The sequence below is a fragment of the Lutibacter sp. genome (assembly GCF_041562875.1).
GTDB lineage: Bacteria > Bacteroidota > Bacteroidia > Flavobacteriales > Flavobacteriaceae > Lutibacter.
This window is the reverse complement of record NZ_JBFFOE010000033.1, coordinates 1-21,362: the sequence shown is the minus strand read 5'-3', so window position 1 is coordinate 21,362 and position 21,362 is coordinate 1. Positions and strand designations below refer to the sequence as shown.

Below are 21,362 nucleotides of genomic sequence, written 5' to 3'. Positions count from 1 at the left end.
ATTTATTTAAATTGTACTTCAATTACAACTGGTAAGTGATCTGACGGATATTTACAATCCTTTGAATCACTAATAATTGCATATTTATTCACTCGAACTTTTTCATTGTTCGTAAAAATATAATCGATTCTGTCTCTAACAGGTTCGTGAAATTTGAAACCATTAAATGTGCCTATTGGTCCAAACGGTTTTAATAAACTAACTTCTTTGGAATCATTTAATTTTTTAGACAAGTATTGAATAGGTTCACTTGATGGTAATAAATTAAAATCACCCATTACAAAAATTGGTAAATTTTTAGAGTTAATTTTTTTTATTTTACTATAAATCAATTTTGAACTTTCTAATCTAGCAACATCTCCAATATGATCAAAATGCGTGTTAAATACCAAAAAATGTTGCTTTGAATTAACACTTTCAAATTCAGCATAGGTACAAATACGTTCCATTGAAGCATCCCAACCAATAGAAATTTTATTTGGCGTTTCTGACAACCAAAATGTGTTGCTATCTATTACTTTAAACTTTTTTGAATTGTAAAAAATAGCACTGTATTCACCTTTTTCTTTACCATCATCTCTTCCTACTCCAACATAACTATAATCTTTAAAATTTTCAGTCAAATACACTACTTGATGATGTAATCCTTCTTGAATTCCGAAAATATCAACTTCATTATATGTTATTTGATCAACTAGAAATTCTTTTCTATTGGCCCATTGATTTTCACCATCATTTGGATTGTCATAACATATATTATAAGTCATTATATTAAAAACTTCATTTTCTGAAGAACAAGAAATTATAATTACCGTAAGGAATAATATACTGATTTTTTTCATTTTTATTAATTTAAAGGTGTGAACTTTATTGCCTGACCTCCACCTGGAGCTAATTTTAAATTTAGAATTGTTTTGGAATCTACTTCTATTGAACTTATCTTAATTTCTTGTGGATTTATTTTCCAATCTGCCGTTTGTCCGTCAGCATACATTTCAGCTAAATATTTTTTATTAACATCTAAAAAAGTCAATTTAATTTCTAATTTTTTTTCATTTTCGTCTGTAATACATCCTAAAAACCAATTAGCACTTTTTTTGTCTTTTCTTACAATTGTAATATAATCTCCTATTTTTCCATTTAGTACTCTTGAAGTTTCCCAATCCGTTGCTAAATCTTCAATGAATTTAAACGCAGGCTGATTTTCATAATTTTCAATTAAATCCGAAGCCATTTGAAGCGGACTATATAATACTATAAATAGCGCTAATTGTTTAGCTAAAGTTGTATTTACACGTGAAGTTCCATCATCTAATCCATTCCATTTTACTCTGTTTTTAGCATTTTTAAACAAAATATCGAACGTTCCAGGTGTGTAATCTATTGGACCTGCAAGCCCTCTGGTAAAAGGTAAAATAGTATGATGTTCAGGTGGGTTTCCTGAACTCCAAGCGTTCCATTCCATTCCTCTTGTACCTTCACGAGTCATCATATTAGGATAGGCTCTTCTAATTCCAGTTGGTTTTATCGGTTCATGGGCATCAATCATTATTTGATACTTCGCAGCTTGTTTCACAACATTTCTATAATGATTTACCATAAATTGTCCATGATGATATTGCCCTATTGTTTGAATACCCCCAGCATAACCAGTTTTTACCGTTTTCACACCTAAATTATGATACATTGAAAAAATCTTATCAAGATTAGTTTCAAATGATTGTGCTGCCCCTCCAGTTTCAACATGGCCAATAAATTCTATATTTTTTGAAGTTGCATATTTAGTAATTTCTTCTAAATCAAAATCTTCGTACGGTGTAACAAAATCAAAGGCATCTTTTTTTCCCCAATTTTCCCAGCCTGTATTCCATCCTTCAACTAAGACACCTGAAATATTATGCTCAGAAGCAAAGTTGATATACTTTTTAGTTTCAACTGTGTTTGCTCCATGCCTATTTCCTAAAGTCCAAGTCTGTGTTCCTAAATGCATTCCCCACCAAATCCCAATATATTTCATTGGTTCTATCCATGAAGTATCTTCAATCTTATTTGGTTCATTCAGATTCAAAATTAAATTTGACGCTACCAACTTTTCTGCTTTATCCGTTATTTGAATCGTACGCCAAGGCGATTGCATCGGAGTCTTTGTTTTTACTTTAACACCATTTGGCCATGGCACTAAATTAGCTTCAAAAGATAAGTTATCCTCTGAATTTTTATTCAAAGTCATTCCTGCATAATTAGTCAGGTTTGCTTCGTGAATACTAATAAAATTTCCGTCTTTTGTTTCAAATGTTATTGGAGTATTTGCTGAAGGAACTTCAGATAGAAGTTCATTTTTGTACAACGTTTCATATGAATCAAAATTTGCAGGAATAAACCAAGCACTATGATTCTTTACAAAATTAAACTCAGTTAATTCATTAGATATATATATACTGTCAATATTTTTTTGGGTTGGAATTTCATATCTAAAACCAACACCGTCATTATACAACTTAAATACAATATTAATTTTACGCTTTAGCCCCTCTTTCTCTTGAAGTGAAATGAATAATTTATTATAATTATCAATTATTTCTTCATTTTCTCCCCATACTTGAGTCCAGGTAGTGTTCGAGTTTGAATATTTAAAATCACTTATTACAAGATTCTTTTCTAAAGGTTGCATTCCTTTAAACTGAAAACCTAATTTTGATGGCTTAATTAGTACAGAATCTTTGTATGCTATTGAATAGTTTATTACTTCATTATTAGAATTAAAAATAACACTAATTTGATTATTCGGAGAATTAACAGTTAATGAATTTTTATTTTTACAACTACTAAAAAAAATTAAAAAAACACTAACTATTATACTATACTTTAATTTCATAAAAACTACTTAATTAATAATTATTTTATTCCTTGAATTATACTCTAAATACTAATGTTTACCTCAAAAATTTTACATAAAGGTCTTTATCCCAATCCATTGCTGAAGCATATTTTTCAATTTCTTTAGCTTCTCTTTCAAAACCCATTACTTTTAAAGTACTGTAAGCATCAATAGGCGAAATACCTAAAGACTCTTCATACCAATCAAAAGATTTTTTTGACAATGGTAATAACACATCATGCCGCAAAGCATATTTTTTTAAAATCATTCCAAGAGTATAAAGTTTCTAATTTGACTTCCTCTTGAAGTTTTGTTAATTCTATATCTTTTACTTTTTGATTTTCTTCAATGCAGTTTTTTTTGTTTGCATGAAAACAAAATTAACATCCCTAAAAATACTATTAGTATTTTGCTCATCTCTTATACATTTTTCTTCGTTGATCTAATAAAAAATAATTTCATCAACAAATAACCAAACTTTGTTACCCGCTGCAGCGTGCCATTCTGGAGCTACACCAAATGGTATTATCACAGCTTTAAGGTATCTGTAATTTCCTTTTTCTAATTGTAAAATTTTACGAATCACCTCTTTATCAAATCCTTTTTTAGCTTCAAAAGATTTTTCTCCAATAAGTTTTAAGTTTTCTTTTGAAACAGCTCCATAAATCTGAATAGATGCTGCTGGAAAAATCCATGTTCCTATATCATTTAACACCCCTATAGAAACATTTGATATTGTCTGATTTGTTCCTAAATCTAAATCTACATCAATAACTTCTTTCATTCCCGTCCATTTTGCATCACCATAACTACTAGATCCTGTAATTTCATCAAAAAGCATACTTCCATCAGATTTTCCATAATTTGGTTCTGACCAATTATTCATCACTACCTTGGGGTATCCTTTTTTTAACAAAGGAAAAACACTTTTAAAAATAGGCTTTTCATATACTTTACTAGGATTTAACCCTTCTTTAACAGCTATTGCTTTTAAAGTACAGTTTTCTTTTATGATTATAGGGTTTACAAATTTTGTTGATTTAAGTGTAGGCATAGATCCATCTGTTGTATAATGAATTTCAACTCCTTTATCATTGCTTTTAAGTTGCGCTATATGGCTATTCGAAAAGAAATAGGAAGGATTAATATCATAAGGTGATGCGGTTGCTTTTGATAATATATTAGCTTCTCCTATAACTTCACCAATAGAGGTACTACTATCTTTAGACCCATAATTTTTATTTGGTGTATTTCCCATGGTAAATTCTAAAATCCCCCCATTCATTATATCCTCATGATTAATATATGATTTATCATATTCTATTCCATTTAATTTTACAGATTGAACATAAAAATTTTCATCGGAAAGATTTATCGCATTTACAATAAACATATTTCCATTTTCTAAATTTAACGTAGCTGATTCATGGTAAGGTGCCCCCAATTGATAACTTAAATCCGCTGGTGATACAGGGTAAAAACCAAGTGTACTAAAAATATACCAAGCAGACATTTGACCTAAATCTTCATTATTAATCATTCCATCTGGTTTATCTGAATACATGGTACTAACAACTTCATTGATATATTTTTGACCTTTCCATGGTTGCCCTACATAATTATACAAATATGGCATTTGATGACCAGGTTCATCACCATGACCATATTTACCTATAAATCCAGAAATATCTACATGCTGCGCACCACCCAATACCGTGGTATCTAAAAACACTTTATCTAACCAAGCTGCATATTCTTCTTTTCCGCCATGTAATTGAATTATTCCCATCATATCATGAGGAGTGTAAGCCGAATAAGCCCAAATGTTTCCTGAAATATAATTAGTTATTAAATTATCCCAAGTAGTCAAATCTAATGACCTCATATCTCCATTACTAAACACAGGGTATAAATACCCATTATCTTTATTGAATAATCCACGGTAACCAAAACTTCTATCATAAAATTCTTCAGCTTCTGCTGTTTTACCGAGTTTTTCAGCGACTCTAGCTATTACAAAATCATGATAATTATATTCCGTTGTTTTTGAAACAGAAGATCCAGTTTCAGCAGTTACATACCCATAATTTATATAATCTTCAAGTCCACTTACATCATAAACGGCGCTATGCTTTGAAAGATCAAAAGCAGATTTGTACATAGAGTAAAACGCTTCTTCTTTATTAATTCCTTGTATATCCTTTAACACTGCATCACCAATTACAGAAGATGTAGTATAACCAATCATACATGCGTTATCATACCCTACAAGTTCCCAAACAGGTTGTCCAATACCTACCTGTGTATCACGAGAGATTAAACTATTCACCATTTTAGAAGTTGATTCTTGATCAATTATTGTCAATAAAGGATGTTCAGCTCTATAAGTATCCCAGGTAGAATAGTTACTGTATTGAACTATGTTAGAAGGATACGTTTTCCCTTCAACAACATATCGACCATCAACATCAGAAATAATATTAGGTGATATAAAGGAGTGATAAATTGCAGTATAAAAAGTTCTTTTTTTTGCATCTGAACTTAAGTCATTTATAACAATTTTATTTAAAACTTGATCCCAAGTACTTGTTGTTTCCTTTAAAACATCTGCAAAGGATTTTCCTTCTGCTTCAGCTTTATAATTTTTTTCAACTCCAGTATAATCTACGGCAGATAAGGTTACTGAAATTTCAATTGCCTCCCCTTTTTCAACATTAAAAGTTACAAAACCTTTAGCTTTTGCAGCTGTAAGTTTATCAACTTCAATTGGAATATCATTATTGGTTATAGTTGTACTTACAAAAGGTTTAGAAAATTTTGCGCTAAAATAAGCGTATCTATTTTTGTTTAACCCCATTACAATTTGTTTAAATCCTCTAATTTCAGTATCTGATATTATTTCAATTGATGTTTCTGAGGCCTTTTCCATAACAGCATGAGTAGGATCAATAACAATGTCTACTTCGCCTGCTGTATTAAAAGTATATTTATGAAAACCAACCCTTGTTGTGGCTGTTAATTCTACATTAATATTATAATCCTCTAAAGTTACTGCATAATAACCAGCTCTTGCACTTTCAGTATTATGAGAAAAGCGAGATCGATAACTCAAATCAACTAATTCATCAGTACCCGATTTAGTCGTTTTCTTACCCATTGTTGGCATAATTAAAATATCTCCTAAACCAGACAAGCCTGCTCCACTAATGTGATTGTGAGCAAAACCTTTAATTATTGAATCTGAATAATGGTATCCTGCACACCAATCCCAGTTTTTAAAATCGTTTGAAGGGCTTAATTGTACCATGCCAAAAGGAGTTGTAGCCCCTGGAAATGTATGCCCGTGGGCATCTGTGCCAATCATTGGGTCTACATATTTAGTTAGAGGTTTTATACCTTGCTGTAAACAAGAAATTAATAATAGAAACAAGGTTAATGTGTAAATTATTTTTTTCATTATTTTATTAAATTTTTTACTCAACAATACTTTTAATTTTATAAATATTAATTCAATTCACAATCACTTCATCTGCAAAAATCCAAGCAGGCGTTCCTGCTGCATGATGCCAATAAGGTGGTTCAATCATGTTTTCTCCAATTACTTTAATATAGCGAGCATTCACTGTAGAAAAATTTAAGTCGAAATATTTGATATCATTTACCTTACTAGATTTAATAAGTGGCATATCGTTACTAATTAACCCTAGTTTTTTAAATGTTTTATTATCATTTGAATAAAAATAGGTTACACTTTCAGGAAAAAACACCACATGATTAGTTACTTGTAAAAATGCAGTTGTTATAGAACTTATAGATTCGCTTGCTTCTAAATCTATTACAACCTCTAAATTATTCCCTTCAAAACCTAACCAATTGGCGTAAAAACTATTACCTCCTAAAGCACCATCCGTTAAGGTTTGAGGATCTTCATTCGCATATTTTTTAGCTTTTGATAGTAATGTCACCTTTTTACCAAAGGCTTTATTTGACTGTGTTGCAACATCCATAGTTTTTTTATAATTTATATAATACTCTTCAACACTGAATCCCATTTCATTCATTAAAGTAATATTTGCATTGATACATGTATTATAAAAATTATCTAATCGTTTTACAACTGCTTCATTTATACTTTTATTTCCATTATCATCTAACAATACCATACTAAATTCTTTAGATAAATTCTTTTTACAAGCTTCTAAAATAGCATAGTCTATGCTTATATGAGCTTCTTTAACTCGTTTTAAAATCAATGGTTTATTTGTAACTATTTTTTTAGCTTTATTAAAAAATTCATCATATTGTTTTAATAATTCCGGATTTAAAAAGGAATCAAATGCTTGTGAAGGATCTCCATATAAAAAGAGAAAAAAATCAGGATCTTCTTTTATTTTTTGATGAACTAAATCAATGTATTTTTTCACATAAACACCTGCCTCTTCATAATAACCATTGGTGAATTCCGTAATTATTTCCTCTATGTTTAAATTAGGATTCCAGAGTAATTTTGCAGTAACATAGGAGCGTAATTCAAATAATTCACTAGGGTTATGACTGTGTTGCTCAAAAATCCATTTTGCGTTGTTATCACTAAAAAATTGAATGTTTGGTTGTAAGGTGTATATATTTGGAAACGGTGCTAAAAAATTGGTAAATTGAGTTGTATAATCCCAAATTCTAATGTTTTTTGTAATTTGTTTCCAACCTTTTAAATCTTCAGCAAAATCAGTACATTTTTCTTCAATTGGTGCACTTCTATCACATTCAATTGAGCATAGTGTAATTAAAACATTGCTTAAAGGTTTTGTTTTTGAAGGTTTTCGCGTGTATTGATATGCTAACGTTGAAATTGTTTTATCAGGAAAATCTGCTGCTATTTTATTTATAAACTGGATTATTGTTCCAGATGAACCTCCTTCTAAACTATCAATCTCACTACATTTATTACATTGGCAATATTGTTGATTATCATTTTGGCTTACAGAAATAACAGTAGCTTCAGGAAATTGTTTAAACAAGGAAGCTACAGAATCTTTTACTATTTGATAAACATTATTATTTGTTAAACACAATTGAGTTGGTAACCTCTTATTACTTCTTAAAGCAAAATATTCTGGATGTTCTTTATAATAAACTTCCTCTGGTAAAAACTTATTAAAAGTATGCACTCTAGCTGAAGGAACGTAATATGGAAATGCTTCTGCTGTTACTTTGTGCTTATCTGCAAAGGCGGGGTTTTCATAAAATAATTTAGAATGCACTGTTCTTGTCGTAACATTTGGTGTGTATTCGAAATTTATATTTTTATCTAAAACAATCGTTTTTAAAATTGGAATTTCTTCAACATTAGGTGCATACCATTTACAATTTAGATATATTTCCAAAAACTCATAAACCGCATTTTTTACAGCTAATTCTGAACCTCCACTGATAAATATATTTTCAGCTTCTGAATTAATTTTAATTTGATTTTTATCAAACGTTGCAATTTGAACAAAAAGTTTGTGTTTAGCTTCTGTTTGATTTTCCTCTGTTACTATTGGGATTTTAACTGTTGAAATTTTTTTAATATAGTTTTGTAATTCTTCTGATGCATATTTTATAGTTGTTGAAGAATTTTTAGCAATTACAATTTCATAATTTGAAGCACCTTTATTTGTTAACTCCAATTTATTATTGGGAGCACATGATATTATAGCAATTATTAAAAATGAGAAAGTAAATTTTAAGACCTTATGAGGTTTTATAAGCTGTTTTATTAATTGATTCATATTTCTAAATTTTAAACTAATTACCTATTTAATTGTTCATTAACCAAAAATCAAAAAGTAGAATTAATTTAGTACTTCAAACTTTATTTTTTGTACATCCAACGAATTTCCACCAATCATCACTTCAAATTCTCCTGGCTCAACAACTCTTTCCATTTTTCTATTCCAAATAGCTAACTCTTCTGAAGTTAATACAAACTCAACCATTTTTGTTACTCCTTTTTTAATATTAACTCTTTTAAACCCTTTTAATGTTTTTTGGGGTGTTGTTACGCTACTATAGATATCATTAATATAAAGTTGAACAACTTCGTCTCCATCAAAATCACCTATATTTTTCACATTGACACTAACCTTAATTTCACCACCAATATTTATTTTATTCTCACTTATCGAAAGATTTGAATATTCAAATTTTGTATAGCTTAATCCAAATCCAAAAGTATATAGTGGATTTTCACTTTCGGCAACATATCTATGAATAGCTGATGGCTTTTGGTTATAGTAGATAGGTAACTGCCCAACAGATTTAGGGAAAGTAATTGGCAGTCTTCCTGCTGGATTATAATTTCCAAACAAAACATCTGCAATAGCTTTTCCACCAGCTTCTCCAGGAAACCAACCTTCCACAATTACAGGAACATTATCATTAATCCAATTTATTGAAAGCGGACGACCATTTAATAAAACACAAATTACAGGAGTTCCTGTTTGTTGAATTGCTTTGATAAGATTTTCTTGTTCACCGTGCAAATCTAGCGTAGCCACATCTCTATTTTCTTCTACAAGTTCTCTAGATTCACCTAAAACTACAATTGCAACATCTGCATTTTTAGCAATATCTATAGCTGGTTGAAAATTTACTTTCTCTAAATTCCAACGCAAATGAGCTCTTGCTCCCCATCCACCTTCCCACATTTCTATGCGGATTTTATATTTTTTCCCGGCTTTAATATTCATTGGGGTTGTAATAATATTAGTCCCTCCTTTTTTCCAATTATCAATAACAAGATTGTTATCAATCCACATTCTTATCCCATCATCAGAACTTAACCCAATCCAACCATCAAATGTGGTTGTTGGCTTTATAAAACCTGTCCAACGAATAGAAATTTCATCATCATTTACTCCATCTCCAGGAGACCATGGCCAATCGAACTCTAGCTTATTGTCTATTCGAGTTAATACAGGTTCCCCCTCTAATTTCATATTATTAAAATACTCTCCTTTTAATCCATTTGTTAATTCATCAGGAGTAAGTAAGCAAGACGAAGGAATTACTTGGCCTTTAACAACTAACGCAACTCCCTCTTCGTATGAAACGCTTGTATCTGGTCCTACAACTTGTTTTATCCCATCTAAAACAGTTGTTGCTATTTTATTCTTCACGGAGTATCCACCTAACCGAGAGACATTTGAATTTGGACCTATAACAGCAATTTTTTTTATGCTTTTATCAAGAGGTAAAATATTATTTTCGTTTTTCAATAAACAAATTGATTTATGACCCGCTTCTAAGGCTATATCTTGATTCTCTTTTGAATGAAACCTCTCTTTAATTAAGTTTTCATCAGTATATGGATTTTCAAATAATCCAAGTAAGAATTTAAGTCTTAAAACCCCACCAGCAGCACGATTTATAACCTCCATTGTTAATTTCCCTTCATCAACAAGTTCTACAAGAGTTTTCTGCCAAAACTCATTTGAAAAATCATAAAACTGCATATCAACCCCTGCAATTACTGCCTGCCGAATACTCTCTTTAGGAGAATCTGCTGCATAATGATTTGTTTGAATATATTTTATAGCCCCTAAATCTGAAACTACAATCCCTTTAAAACCCCACTCTTTTCTTAGCACATCCGTTAAAAGCCATTCATTTGCAGCGCAAGGAATTCCGTCTAATTCAGAATAAGCACACATAGCCCCTAACGCTCCACCTTTAGTATACGCTTTTTCAAATACTGGTAAAAAATCTTCACGAGCAGTGCGTTCTCCTACAATTACTGGAGAAGAATTACTTCCACCTTGTGGGTAACTATGAACTGCAAAATGCTTTGGTTCTGCGATTATTGCTTTATCCGAAGCCAATGTATCTCCTTGCATTCCTGTTATCATTGCCAATCCAATTTCACTCGCTAAATAAGCATCCTCACTGAATGTTTCAGCGACTCTTCCCCAACGAGGTTCGCGTCCCACTCCAAGCACCGGACCTAGTCCAAAATGAACTCCATGGGCCCTCGCTTCTGTACCAATCACAGTTCCAACTTTATTTATTAATGCAGTGTCCCAAGTAGCACCAAGCCCTATACTCATAGGAAATGCTGTGCTGCCTTCCCCAAAGTATCCATGAAGCATTTCACACATAATAAGCGCCGGAATTCCCCATCTGTTACTATTAATTACATTTCCTTGTAAGTTATTTATCATTTTTGCTGAACGAGGATAAATATCATGGATTGCACCAACTCCAAGATTTCCAATTAAATCATTTGTTTTAGTTTTAGAAAAATCCTCATCATTCTTGAATTCTCCTCCTTTATACATATCCATTTGGCGAACTTTTTCTTCCAAACTCATTCTACCTAGTAAATCTTTTACTCTTTCCTCAACAGATAATTTAGAATTTTGATAAGGATATTTTATACTTTGCGCATTTCCATGACAAAATACTGCCAAAACAATCCACAAAAACGTTGCTAGTTTCTTCATTGTTACAACTCTAATTAATTAATTTAAATAAATTCACATTTAATTATTTTTAGCAAATTTAAAAAATCTACTCTTCATACGTAATATAAGCTGTTACCAACCAATGGTTTAACTTGTCCTCATTTGCTTCTGTTGCTGGTATAGAAATTTTTAATGTATGTTTTCCTGTTTTTAAATCTCCCAAATCAACAACAAATGGTTTAACGTGTGAGCCTGGGCACCAGTTAGATCGTGAAAGATCTGAAGAAGCAATGCGCTCCTCAATTTCTTTTACTTTGTATGCTTTAGCTTCAAAATCTATATATGAAGCTGAATCTTTTTTAAGCCAAACCCCTGAAGTTGGATTAAATCGCCTAAAAGAAGCGCAATCATCTCGCCAAGGAATAGTATCTAAAACCTGTTTATTATCAACAAAAACGCTATTTCTAATTTTAATAAACTCATCTCCACCTTCATGTCCACCATGACCTGTAGTTGTATAATATAACTTTACATTTTTAGCGTTTTTAGGAAAATTAAATGCCTGCTCTAAAGAAATATTTGCAAAAAAATCTGGTAAAGATTGACCGTTAACATATGGAATTGCATTTACCAATGATTTCACTTTAAATGTAGCTCTCGGACGGTTAGAATAAACAAGACTTAAATCTACTTCATATCCTTCTTTTGTCCAAGAATCAATCCAAACCCCAATATAAAAAGTATTGGTAACTAAACTATTCAAATGAGATATATCTCCCTCCCAAACCACTTCTTTTTCCCATTTAGGAATATAGACTGGCTTTCTATGCTTTCCTTTATTATTACTATAAAATCCTACTCCAAAAGGTGTCATAAAACGCAATAATTCAACAACCGGTTTATACGTCTCTGTTGATTTTACACCTTTAAATTTTTTATTAATAGTTGATTCAGTAGGGAATTCTTTTTTACCTTCAGAAACATTGATTATTGAAATATCATCAGGATTGGTTACAATAAAACACGAACCTGATTTATCCCAGCGATCTCCATTAGAGCGCAGTGATAACTTAATTTTAACATCTGTCCCTCTTGAAAATTTTGGAACAGTCACTTTTTTATAAATAATACGACCTTCCTGTAATCGAATAACTTCACTATCCATCCCCTTTTCTCCACCAAAATTTATTGGTTGATTTTTAAATACACTACAACTTAATTCTTCTTGTGAAATACTAGTGGTAAGAGAAAATACTGTTAGTAATAGTGTTAAAATTCTTGTTGTCATGATACATGGTTTTATGAAATATAGGTTAATCTTGAATTACCTGAAGGGATTGGCCATTCACCAAGTTATTGTGGTTAATGAAATAGCTAGTTTGCTTTTTACCGTTTAGTAAGATTTTATTAATAATTCCACTTTCGCTTCCAAATCTCTCAATAACCAATTCTTTTTGTTTGTAATATTTACGATTCAATTTAATCGTAATTTTATCAAACATTGGGGCTGTAATAGCATACTTTGTTTCTCCAGGAGAAATTGGATAAATCCCCATCATTGAATATACCAACCAAGCAGACATAGTACCTGTATCATCATTTCCCGGAATTCCATCTGGGGTGTTCTTGAAGTATTTTTTTAGTAATTCTTTAACTAATTTTTGACTTCGCCATTCTTCCCCTTTTATATAATTAAATAAATAAGGGTATGCTATATCTGGTTCATTAGCCATATCAAATTTACTTTTATCAAACACTTTTTGTAATTGTTCAGAAAATGCTTTTTTGCCTCCCATTAATTTGATTAATCCTTCAATATCGTGAAGAACCATAAATGCATATTGCCAAGCATTACCTTCAATAAATCCAATATTCTCAGTAAAATTAGCACCAGCTTCAGGATCAAAAGGCTTGTACCACTTCCCATCAGAAGTACGTGGTCTCAATAAGTTTAAATTTTCATCAAATAGTTTTCTGTAAGATATAGATCGATTCTTAAATCTTTTATAATCTTCCATTTTTCCTAATTCTTTTGCTAATACGGAAATTGAAAAATCTGCTGCATTGTATTCTTCTGTGATTGATACTGAACCACTACTATCAGTTGTTAGATATCCTTTTTTGATATAATTTCTTAATCCTGGTCTTAATGGATTATTTTCAAGTTGATCAGCACTTTTTAACATTGCTTCATATGCTTTTTCAATATCAAAATCTTTAATTCCCTTTAAATAAGTATCTGTTATTACAATACTAGCAGGATCACCAACCATTGTAAACGTCTCAGTAGAATTTAATTCCCATTTTGGCAACCATCCGTTTTCATCATACATATCCAGCATACTTTTAATCATATCTGACTGTTGTTCAGGATATACCAAAGACATCAATTGATGTAGATTTCTATAGGTATCCCATAATGAGAATACGGTGTAACGAGTTCCTTCAGTTTTTCCAATTTTACCAGTTTTAATTTCAGGAAATTCTCCATTAAAATCGTTTAATATATTTGGATGAATTAAGGTATGATATAAAGCTGTATAAAAAATAGTTTTATCTTCTTTTGATCCACCTTCAACTTTAATTCTTGAAAGTAATTTATTCCATTCATCATAAGTTTCTTTGTAAATAGTTTCGAAAGATTTATCCAAAGTTTCTTTTTCTAAATTTTCACGTGCATTTTCAATACTTACATATGAAACACCTATTTTAACTTCAACACTTGTTTCTTTATCAAATTTATAACTGAAGTAGGTTCCAATACTATCACCCACAACCATTTTTGTAGCATTCTCCATTAAACGAGTTTTTCCGTTGTATCCCATCCATTGAGCTTCAACACCAGTATACTTCGTCGGTTTTTTCCATACCCCAAAATTATCAGCTGGTTTAGAAAATTTTGCAACAAAATAAACTGGATAAGCATCTTCAGGGCTATTATAACAGAAAGATCCAACAGTACGCATTCCTTCTATTTCTGTTGCTGAAATAACTTTTACCATTGCACCTTCTTCATTTGTTAAACCCAACCCTAAATTTAATAAAATATTAGACGGTCCCTTTGGAAATGTAAACTTGCTAACACCTACTCTTTTTGATGCTGTAAACTCTGCTTTAATATTGTATTTATCGATTTCATTGCTGTAATAACCAGCTTTTGCAACTTCATTAGAATATGTTGACCCATATTTTAAATGGTTAGTTTCAACTTCTCCAGTTGTTGGCATTAACAAAAGCACACCCAAATCTGGACAACCTACTCCACTCAAATTAACCTGGCTAAAACCTGTTAAAAAAGTGTTTTCATGAACATATGGATTTGACAACCAACGGCTATCTTTTTCTAAAGGTAAGTTTTGTGGGCCTGCAACATTAAACGGACTAATACTTGCCATTCCTCTTGGTGCAATCGGTCCAGGATAAGTTGCTCCAAAATTAGAGGTTCCTATAAATGGATTTACATAATCTGCTGGTTGCTGTCCGTAAAAAATTGAGCAACTTAAAAAAACCAACATTAATAAAATATATTTTAACCGAATTACTCTATTTCTATTTAAAAACATAGGTTTAATTATTGATTTACAGCTTCAATTTTTAATGTGTAAGCGTACTTTGACGGTAAATTATTTCTTAAATTTTCTGGGATAACCACTTTAAATCCTGTCTCTAATTTCTCCCATTTCAATTGATAATTTGAACCTAACAGACTAATTTTAGTACCTTTTTTAGGATTGATTGATTTTACAATAAATTCTGAAGGAATTTGATTTTCTCCTTCTTCAGCCATGTAAAATAAAAACACATTGCCTTCTTTATTTTGGGTCATACAGATATTATTTTCTTTAAAAGGGGCAATTGGTTTTGTATTGTAAATAGCTGCACTATTTACTTTCATCCAAGCTCCATATTCTTCTAATAAATCATACGCTCCTTGCTGCCAATCGCCTTCTGGGCTAGGTGCTATATTTAATAATAAATTTCCTCCTTTTGCAACTACATCAATTAACATATGAATACCTTCCCTTCCTGTCATATATTTTGCATCTGGTGTGTATGACCAACCTCCACCTGAAATAATACAAGATTCCCAAGGATAAGGCAATGTTTTTTCTGGAACTCTATTTTCTGGTGTTAAGTAATTTTGATTTTTACCGTGTACAGCCCTATCAACAACAATTAAACCTGGTTGCTTTTGGCGTACTTTTACAACCAATTCATCCATTTTAATATCTTGGTTTACAATTCTACTTTTAAGAAACCCTCCTTTATTGGTTTTAATTTTATTGTAATAAAAATCGTTAATTTCTTCTTGAGATGTTTTTGCAACCCAACCTCCATCTAACCATAAAATGTCTACTTTGCCATAATCTGTCATTAATTCCATAATTTGATTATGCGTAAAGTCCACATATTTTTGCCATTTTTCAGGATATAATTCAGGATTATAATTTACATTTCTATCCAATGGAGGAAAATAGGGATCCCAATAATTTTTATGATTCCAATCTGGTTTAGAAAAATAAGCCCCAATCCATAAATTTTCATTTCTAAATGCATTAAAAATCTCTTTAGTTATATTAGATTTAGCATTATTACTAAATGCACACTCTTTATCTGTTACTTTATAATCGGTATATTTTGAATCAAACATTGAAAATCCGTCATGATGTTTTGTTGTAAATACCATGTATTTCATCCCTGCATTTTTAGCTGCTTTCGACCATTCTTCAGGATTAAATTTTACAGGATTGAATGTTTTTTTAAGACCTTCATATTCTTTTTTATAATCAAAATAATTTTCAGGACTTGCTCCTTTTGTTCGTTCACACCATCCATAATCTTCTGGACACAAAGACCAAGACTCAACAATTCCCCACTGGCTATAGGTTCCCCAATGCATTAACAATCCAAACTTTTTACCCTGCCATTCGTCTAATTTTTTAAGTACCAATGAATCGGTTTCAGGAACATATCTTTCATCTTCATAAACAGCTTGTGAAAATAATTGAGCTGAAAATATGAGAGTTAATGCTACTATTACTTTTTTCATTTCTAAATTTTTAAATATGATTAATTATTTAGTTCATTACTTAATGAATATGGAACATTTTCCAACTTACTTCCCCAGTTTTTATTTGGTGTATTCCCTAAATTAAATTGCAATTCACCTCCCTTTTGAATGTCCTCAAAATTTAAATAACTATTTGAATAGTCTTTCCCATTTAAATTTGCAGATTGTATATAAAAATTTTCCACTGAATTATCTTTAGCCTTAATGGTAAATTTATTTCCATTTTGTAAATGAATGGTTGCTTTTTTAAATAACGGACTTCCAATTACATACTCATCAGCTCCTGGAGTTACAGGATAAAAACCTAAAGAACTAAACACATACCAAGCTGAAGTTTGTCCATTATCTTCATCTCCGCAATACCCATCAGGTGTAGGCGCATACAATTTTGTAAGTACTTCTCTAACTCTGGCCTGTGCTTTGTAAGGTACATTCGCATAATTATATAAATATATCATATGCTGAATTGGCTGATTACCGTGCGCATAATTACCCATATTTACAATCTGCATTTCTCTAATTTCATGAATTGTTTGACCATAATATGAATCATCAAATTTTGGTGGCATTTCGAAAACCTCATCTAATTTTGACGCAAATTTTTCTTTACCTCCCATCAAGTCTACCAATCCTTTAACATCATGCAAAACGGACCAAGTATAATGTAAACTATTTCCTTCTGTAAATGCATCACCCCATTTTAAAGGATTAAAGGGTGTTTGAAAATCTCCTTCTTTATTTTTCCCTCTCATTAAATTTGTTGAAGGATCAAATAGCTTTTTATAATTCATAGATTGCTTAAAATATTTTTCAGCAATTTCCGTTTTTCCTAATTTTTTAGCCATTTTTGCAATGGTAAAATCGGCATAAGCATACTCCAATGTTCTGGCAGCATTTTCATTGATGCCGACATTATATGGAACATAACCAAGTGTATTGTAAAAATCCAATCCCGCTCTACCTACTGAGTTTACTGGTCTTCCTTCAGCCACTGTTGCATTTTTAAGCATCGCTTCAAACAATACTTCTGTATCCATATCTTTCACGCCTTTCAAAAATGCATCTGAAATAATAGGGGCCGAATTTGAACCAATCATACAATCTCTATGACCTGGACTTGCCCATTCAGGCAACCAACCTGATTCTTTATACGTATTTGCCAAGCCTTTCATTATTTTTCCATTCAATTCTGGATACATCATATTAAAGAATGGAAAAACAGCTCTAAATGTATCCCAAAAACCGTTATCTGTAAACATATAACCAGATAATACTTTCCCATTATATGGACTATAATGCACTACTTCATTATTAGCATCAAACTCATAAAATTTTCTTGGGAATAGTAACACTCTGTACAAACTAGAATAAAATGTTTTAATATGATCTAAATTATCATCTTCAATTTGAATTCTGCTTAATTCCGTTTCCCAAGCCTGTTTTGCCTTTTCTTTTGTTTGCTCAAAAGTATCTGTTCCAATTTCTCTAGATAAATTTAATTGGGCTTGTTCTGGGCTTATAAATGAAGACGCTACTTTTACATGAACTACTTCGCCCTTTTTTGTTTTAAAACCAATAATGGCTCCAACGTGATTTCCTTCACTATCTGTTGAATTCTCTATCAATTTCCAACCATCATTCCAAGTATGGTTTACTTCAAAATCCTTGTCAAATTCAGCCACAAAGTAATTATGAAAATTTTCAGGAACACCTCCACTATTGTTTCTACAATACCCAATGATTTTGCGTTCTTCAGGAATAATTTTCACCATTGATCCTTTATAAAATGCATCTAATATGATGAAAGATTCATCTGAATCTGGAAAAGTAAATTTAAATTGAGAAGCTCTTTCGGTTGGTGTTACTTCGGCCTTTACATCATAATCAGCTAAGTAAACTGAATAATGATAAGGTTTAACGGTTTCTGCTTTATGAGAAAACCAAGATTCACGCTCATCTTCCTGAAACTTTAAATTTCCGGTTACAGCCATCAATGAAAAAGCCGCGTAATCATTTATCCACGGACTCGGTTGATGCGTTTGTTTGATTCCTCTAATCTTAGTTGCATCATATTTGTAAGTCCAACCATCTCCCATTTTTGAAGTCATTGGAGTCCAAAAGTTCATTCCCCAAGGAGTAGCAATCGCCGGATACGTATTTCCATTGGACAAACTATAATCGGAATCTGTTCCCATCAATGGGTTTACCAAATCAACGTAACTAACAGTTTCTTTAATTAATTCTTTCTTTGTTTCATTTCCGTTAGTGCAAGCGGTAAGTGTTACTATTAAAAATGTAGCAACAACTTTTAAACTGGTTTTTTTCATAATTAAGTTAATTTAATTCAACAGCGTTTCCGTGTCCTCTATATAATTTTAATTGATTTTCTAATTCAACTTCAATAACAGTTACATTAGAATCTAGGTTTTCTTTTTTTGGTATCTCAATTCTTAATGTGCCTGGAATATTATTCCAGACAGCTCCTCCATTTCTCTCAAAACCTAATTGTTGATCAGAGCCAACTATTTTAATTTTTTTAATTTTGTTTTGAATTCCTTTTAGAGAAATATAATTATTTGGAGTATCGAACAAACACAAGTAAATTTTTGTTTCATCTTTACTCAGCAGGGTTGGTCCATAAAAATGCCCATATGGTAAACCTGCCTTGGTTCCAAAAACAGCCTTGTCATGTTTATGTATCCATTCTCCCAATGCTTCTAAGCGTTCTTCCTGCTCCTTAGCAAATGTACCATCTGGCTTTGGGCCAATATTCAATAAAAGGTTTCCACCAGAAGCTATTACTTCAACAAAAGTTCTTATGATTTGAGAAATTGGCTTGTAGTTTGTATCGGTAGGATAATAGCCCCAACTATCATTCATAGTTATACAAAATTCCCAAGATCCTGTTGGTCTCACTATCGGAATCCCTTGCTCTGGGGTACTATAATCCCCATAGGTTTTTAATCTGGAATTCACAATTGTTTTAGGATTCCAAGCTAATAAAGAATCTTTTAAAGACTCTGCTCTCCATTCCTCTGCTGACTTTTCCCAATCTCCATCAAACCAATACAAATCTGGCTGATAGGCATCACTCAATTCCTTCAACTGACCTTTGTAGAATTTAACAAAACGTTGCCATTTAGACAGGTTTTTTTGTCCTATTTGTGGATAGTCTTTTTTTGTATTTGGGCGTGGAAAAACCACATCATAATCTGGATGTGACCAATCACATAAAGAATAATATAAACCTACTTTTAACCCTTCATTTCTTAAAGCGTTAACAAACGGTTGTACCAAATCTCTTTTAGCCTGTGTTTTTTCTTTTACATTTAATTTGCTTAATTTGGTATCCCATAAAGCCACTCCATCATGATGTTTCGTGGTTAACACAGCATAGCGTGCGCCTACTTTTTTGAATAGTTTGGCCCAAGTCTCAGGATTATAATTTTTAGCAGTAAAATCATTACCTTGAGACATATAATCTTCATAGGAAATTTGTTTATGATACATGGACCACGATTCACCAATTCCTTTTACCCCATAATATCCCCAATGAATAAAAATTCCCAATTTGGCATCTTCAAACCATTCTAAACGTTCTTCTTTTGTTAACTTGTTCTCTTGTCCAATGACTTGATTGTTAACAATAAATAGAAGTATTACTAAAATTTTTAAATACTTCATTTATTAATCAATTAAAATCTCATCAATAAATAACCATACATCTCCACCATTAGGAGTCTTTTTTAAATTTGTTGCAACTACTTTTACATATCTTGCATTTTGTTCCTTAAATTCTATCACAAAATCTTTAAGTTCTGATGCTGTATTTTTAGCATAATCTCTATTTACACTTCCAACTTCTTGATAATTTTCACCATCATTTGATATAAAAACTGTAACTTGAATTGGAAAATAAATTCCTGGACCTTGATTTTCAATCGAGCCAACAGTTACTTCACTAATAGAAGTTTCTTCTTCTAAATCAATAGTTAATTCCATATCCTTTCCCAGCCAAGCTTGCCATTGGCCATCATGAAAATTCTTCGTTCCTCTCAAAGCGTTTACCATTCCAAATTCACCAGCCCCTTTATAACTATCGCTATAAATTTCTTTATATGTAACTATTTTACCTACTGCCTTATGAAACTTAATGGTTTTATTCAGCTCTTTTCCAATAGCCTTATCATTCTCAAATAACGATGCTTTTATAGTCGTAGTTTCTGAAAGTTGAATTGGATTTATATATTTTTCAGATGAATTATTCAATTCGCTTCCATCTAAAGTATATCGAATATCAGAATTTGAAAATTCATTTTTTAAGATAACCTCCATAACTTTCTTTTCTAAATTAATGGCTGTATTTGCAGTTACCAAATAAGCGCTTTTCGCATAATTTATACCTAAATAATCGTATCGATTAAACATTGTTATAATTCTTGAAGAAAAATCATCCCAGTTACGCAACTCTTTTGAACTCCAAACGGTTTCTGCCAAAGCAGCTATTCTTGGATAAATCATATATTGAGATTGCTCTTCTGTAGGAATATACTCTGACCATAAATTTGCCTGACCTCCTAATACATGTGATGCTGCTTCTTCATTCATAGATTCAACTATTGGGTCAAATTCATACACTTTACTTAAAGGTGTATATCCTCCAATTGCTATAGGTTCTTCATTTTGTGGACCTTGATAATGATCAAAATAACAATGTGTTCCAGGTGTCATTACAACATCATGCCCTTGTTTAGCAGCTTCAATTCCACCTTGTACACCTCTCCAACTCATTACTGTAGCATCAGGTGCTAAACCACCTTCTAAAATTTCATCCCAGCCAACAAGTCTCTTCCCCTTTGAATTGATAAATTTCTCCATTCTCTTAACGAAGTAGCTTTGCAATTCTTCTGCATTGTTTAAGCCTTCTTTTTTCATTCTCTTTTTGCAATTTGGACATTCATTCCAATTT

At 31.4% G+C, this 21,362-nt stretch carries 12 protein-coding genes; all 12 read right to left on the bottom strand.

Going from position 1 to position 21,362, the window contains the following annotated elements:
• Positions 1-2: 2 nt before the first annotated feature.
• The gene (locus ABY863_RS06615) at positions 3-842 is read right to left on the bottom strand and encodes an endonuclease/exonuclease/phosphatase family protein (protein WP_372793472.1); all 840 of its coding nucleotides are present in this window, start codon (positions 840-842) and stop codon (positions 3-5) included.
• 5 nt (positions 843-847) lie between these two features.
• Entirely contained in the window at positions 848-2,875 is a 2,028-nt protein-coding gene (locus tag ABY863_RS06610) for a glycoside hydrolase family 97 protein (protein WP_372793471.1), read from the bottom strand.
• A 58-nt stretch (positions 2,876-2,933) separates the two neighbouring features.
• Complete coding sequence (locus tag ABY863_RS06605; RefSeq protein WP_372793470.1) at positions 2,934-3,146, bottom strand: glycoside hydrolase family 47 protein; 213 nt, start codon at positions 3,144-3,146, stop codon at positions 2,934-2,936.
• A 174-nt stretch (positions 3,147-3,320) separates the two neighbouring features.
• Positions 3,321-6,335, bottom strand: coding sequence for a GH92 family glycosyl hydrolase (locus tag ABY863_RS06600; RefSeq protein WP_372793469.1), 3,015 nt, complete (start codon positions 6,333-6,335; stop codon positions 3,321-3,323).
• Positions 6,336-6,387: 52 nt separating this feature from the next.
• Complete coding sequence (locus tag ABY863_RS06595; protein WP_372793468.1) at positions 6,388-8,649, bottom strand: DUF4838 domain-containing protein; 2,262 nt, start codon at positions 8,647-8,649, stop codon at positions 6,388-6,390.
• A gap of 63 nt (positions 8,650-8,712) precedes the next feature.
• On the bottom strand, positions 8,713-11,361 hold the full coding sequence (locus ABY863_RS06590; RefSeq protein WP_372793467.1) for a glycoside hydrolase family 3 N-terminal domain-containing protein: 2,649 nt from the start codon (positions 11,359-11,361) through the stop codon (positions 8,713-8,715).
• Between the two features lie 67 nt (positions 11,362-11,428).
• Positions 11,429-12,610, bottom strand: a complete 1,182-nt coding sequence (locus tag ABY863_RS06585; RefSeq protein WP_372793466.1) for a PNGase F N-terminal domain-containing protein — start codon at positions 12,608-12,610, stop codon at positions 11,429-11,431.
• Between the two features lie 25 nt (positions 12,611-12,635).
• Entirely contained in the window at positions 12,636-14,885 is a 2,250-nt protein-coding gene (locus tag ABY863_RS06580) for a GH92 family glycosyl hydrolase (RefSeq protein WP_372793465.1), read from the bottom strand.
• An 8-nt stretch (positions 14,886-14,893) separates the two neighbouring features.
• Positions 14,894-16,372 carry an alpha-L-fucosidase gene (locus ABY863_RS06575; protein ID WP_372793464.1) on the bottom strand — a complete coding sequence of 493 codons (1,479 nt, stop codon included), beginning with the start codon at positions 16,370-16,372 and terminating at the stop codon, positions 14,894-14,896.
• A 20-nt stretch (positions 16,373-16,392) separates the two neighbouring features.
• Entirely contained in the window at positions 16,393-18,720 is a 2,328-nt protein-coding gene (locus ABY863_RS06570) for a GH92 family glycosyl hydrolase (protein WP_372793463.1), read from the bottom strand.
• A gap of 7 nt (positions 18,721-18,727) precedes the next feature.
• The gene (locus ABY863_RS06565) at positions 18,728-20,077 is read right to left on the bottom strand and encodes an alpha-L-fucosidase (protein ID WP_372793462.1); all 1,350 of its coding nucleotides are present in this window, start codon (positions 20,075-20,077) and stop codon (positions 18,728-18,730) included.
• A gap of 3 nt (positions 20,078-20,080) precedes the next feature.
• Positions 20,081-21,362, bottom strand: a 1,282-nt coding sequence (locus ABY863_RS06560; protein WP_372793461.1) for a family 20 glycosylhydrolase, incomplete at its 5' end; no start/stop codon positions are given.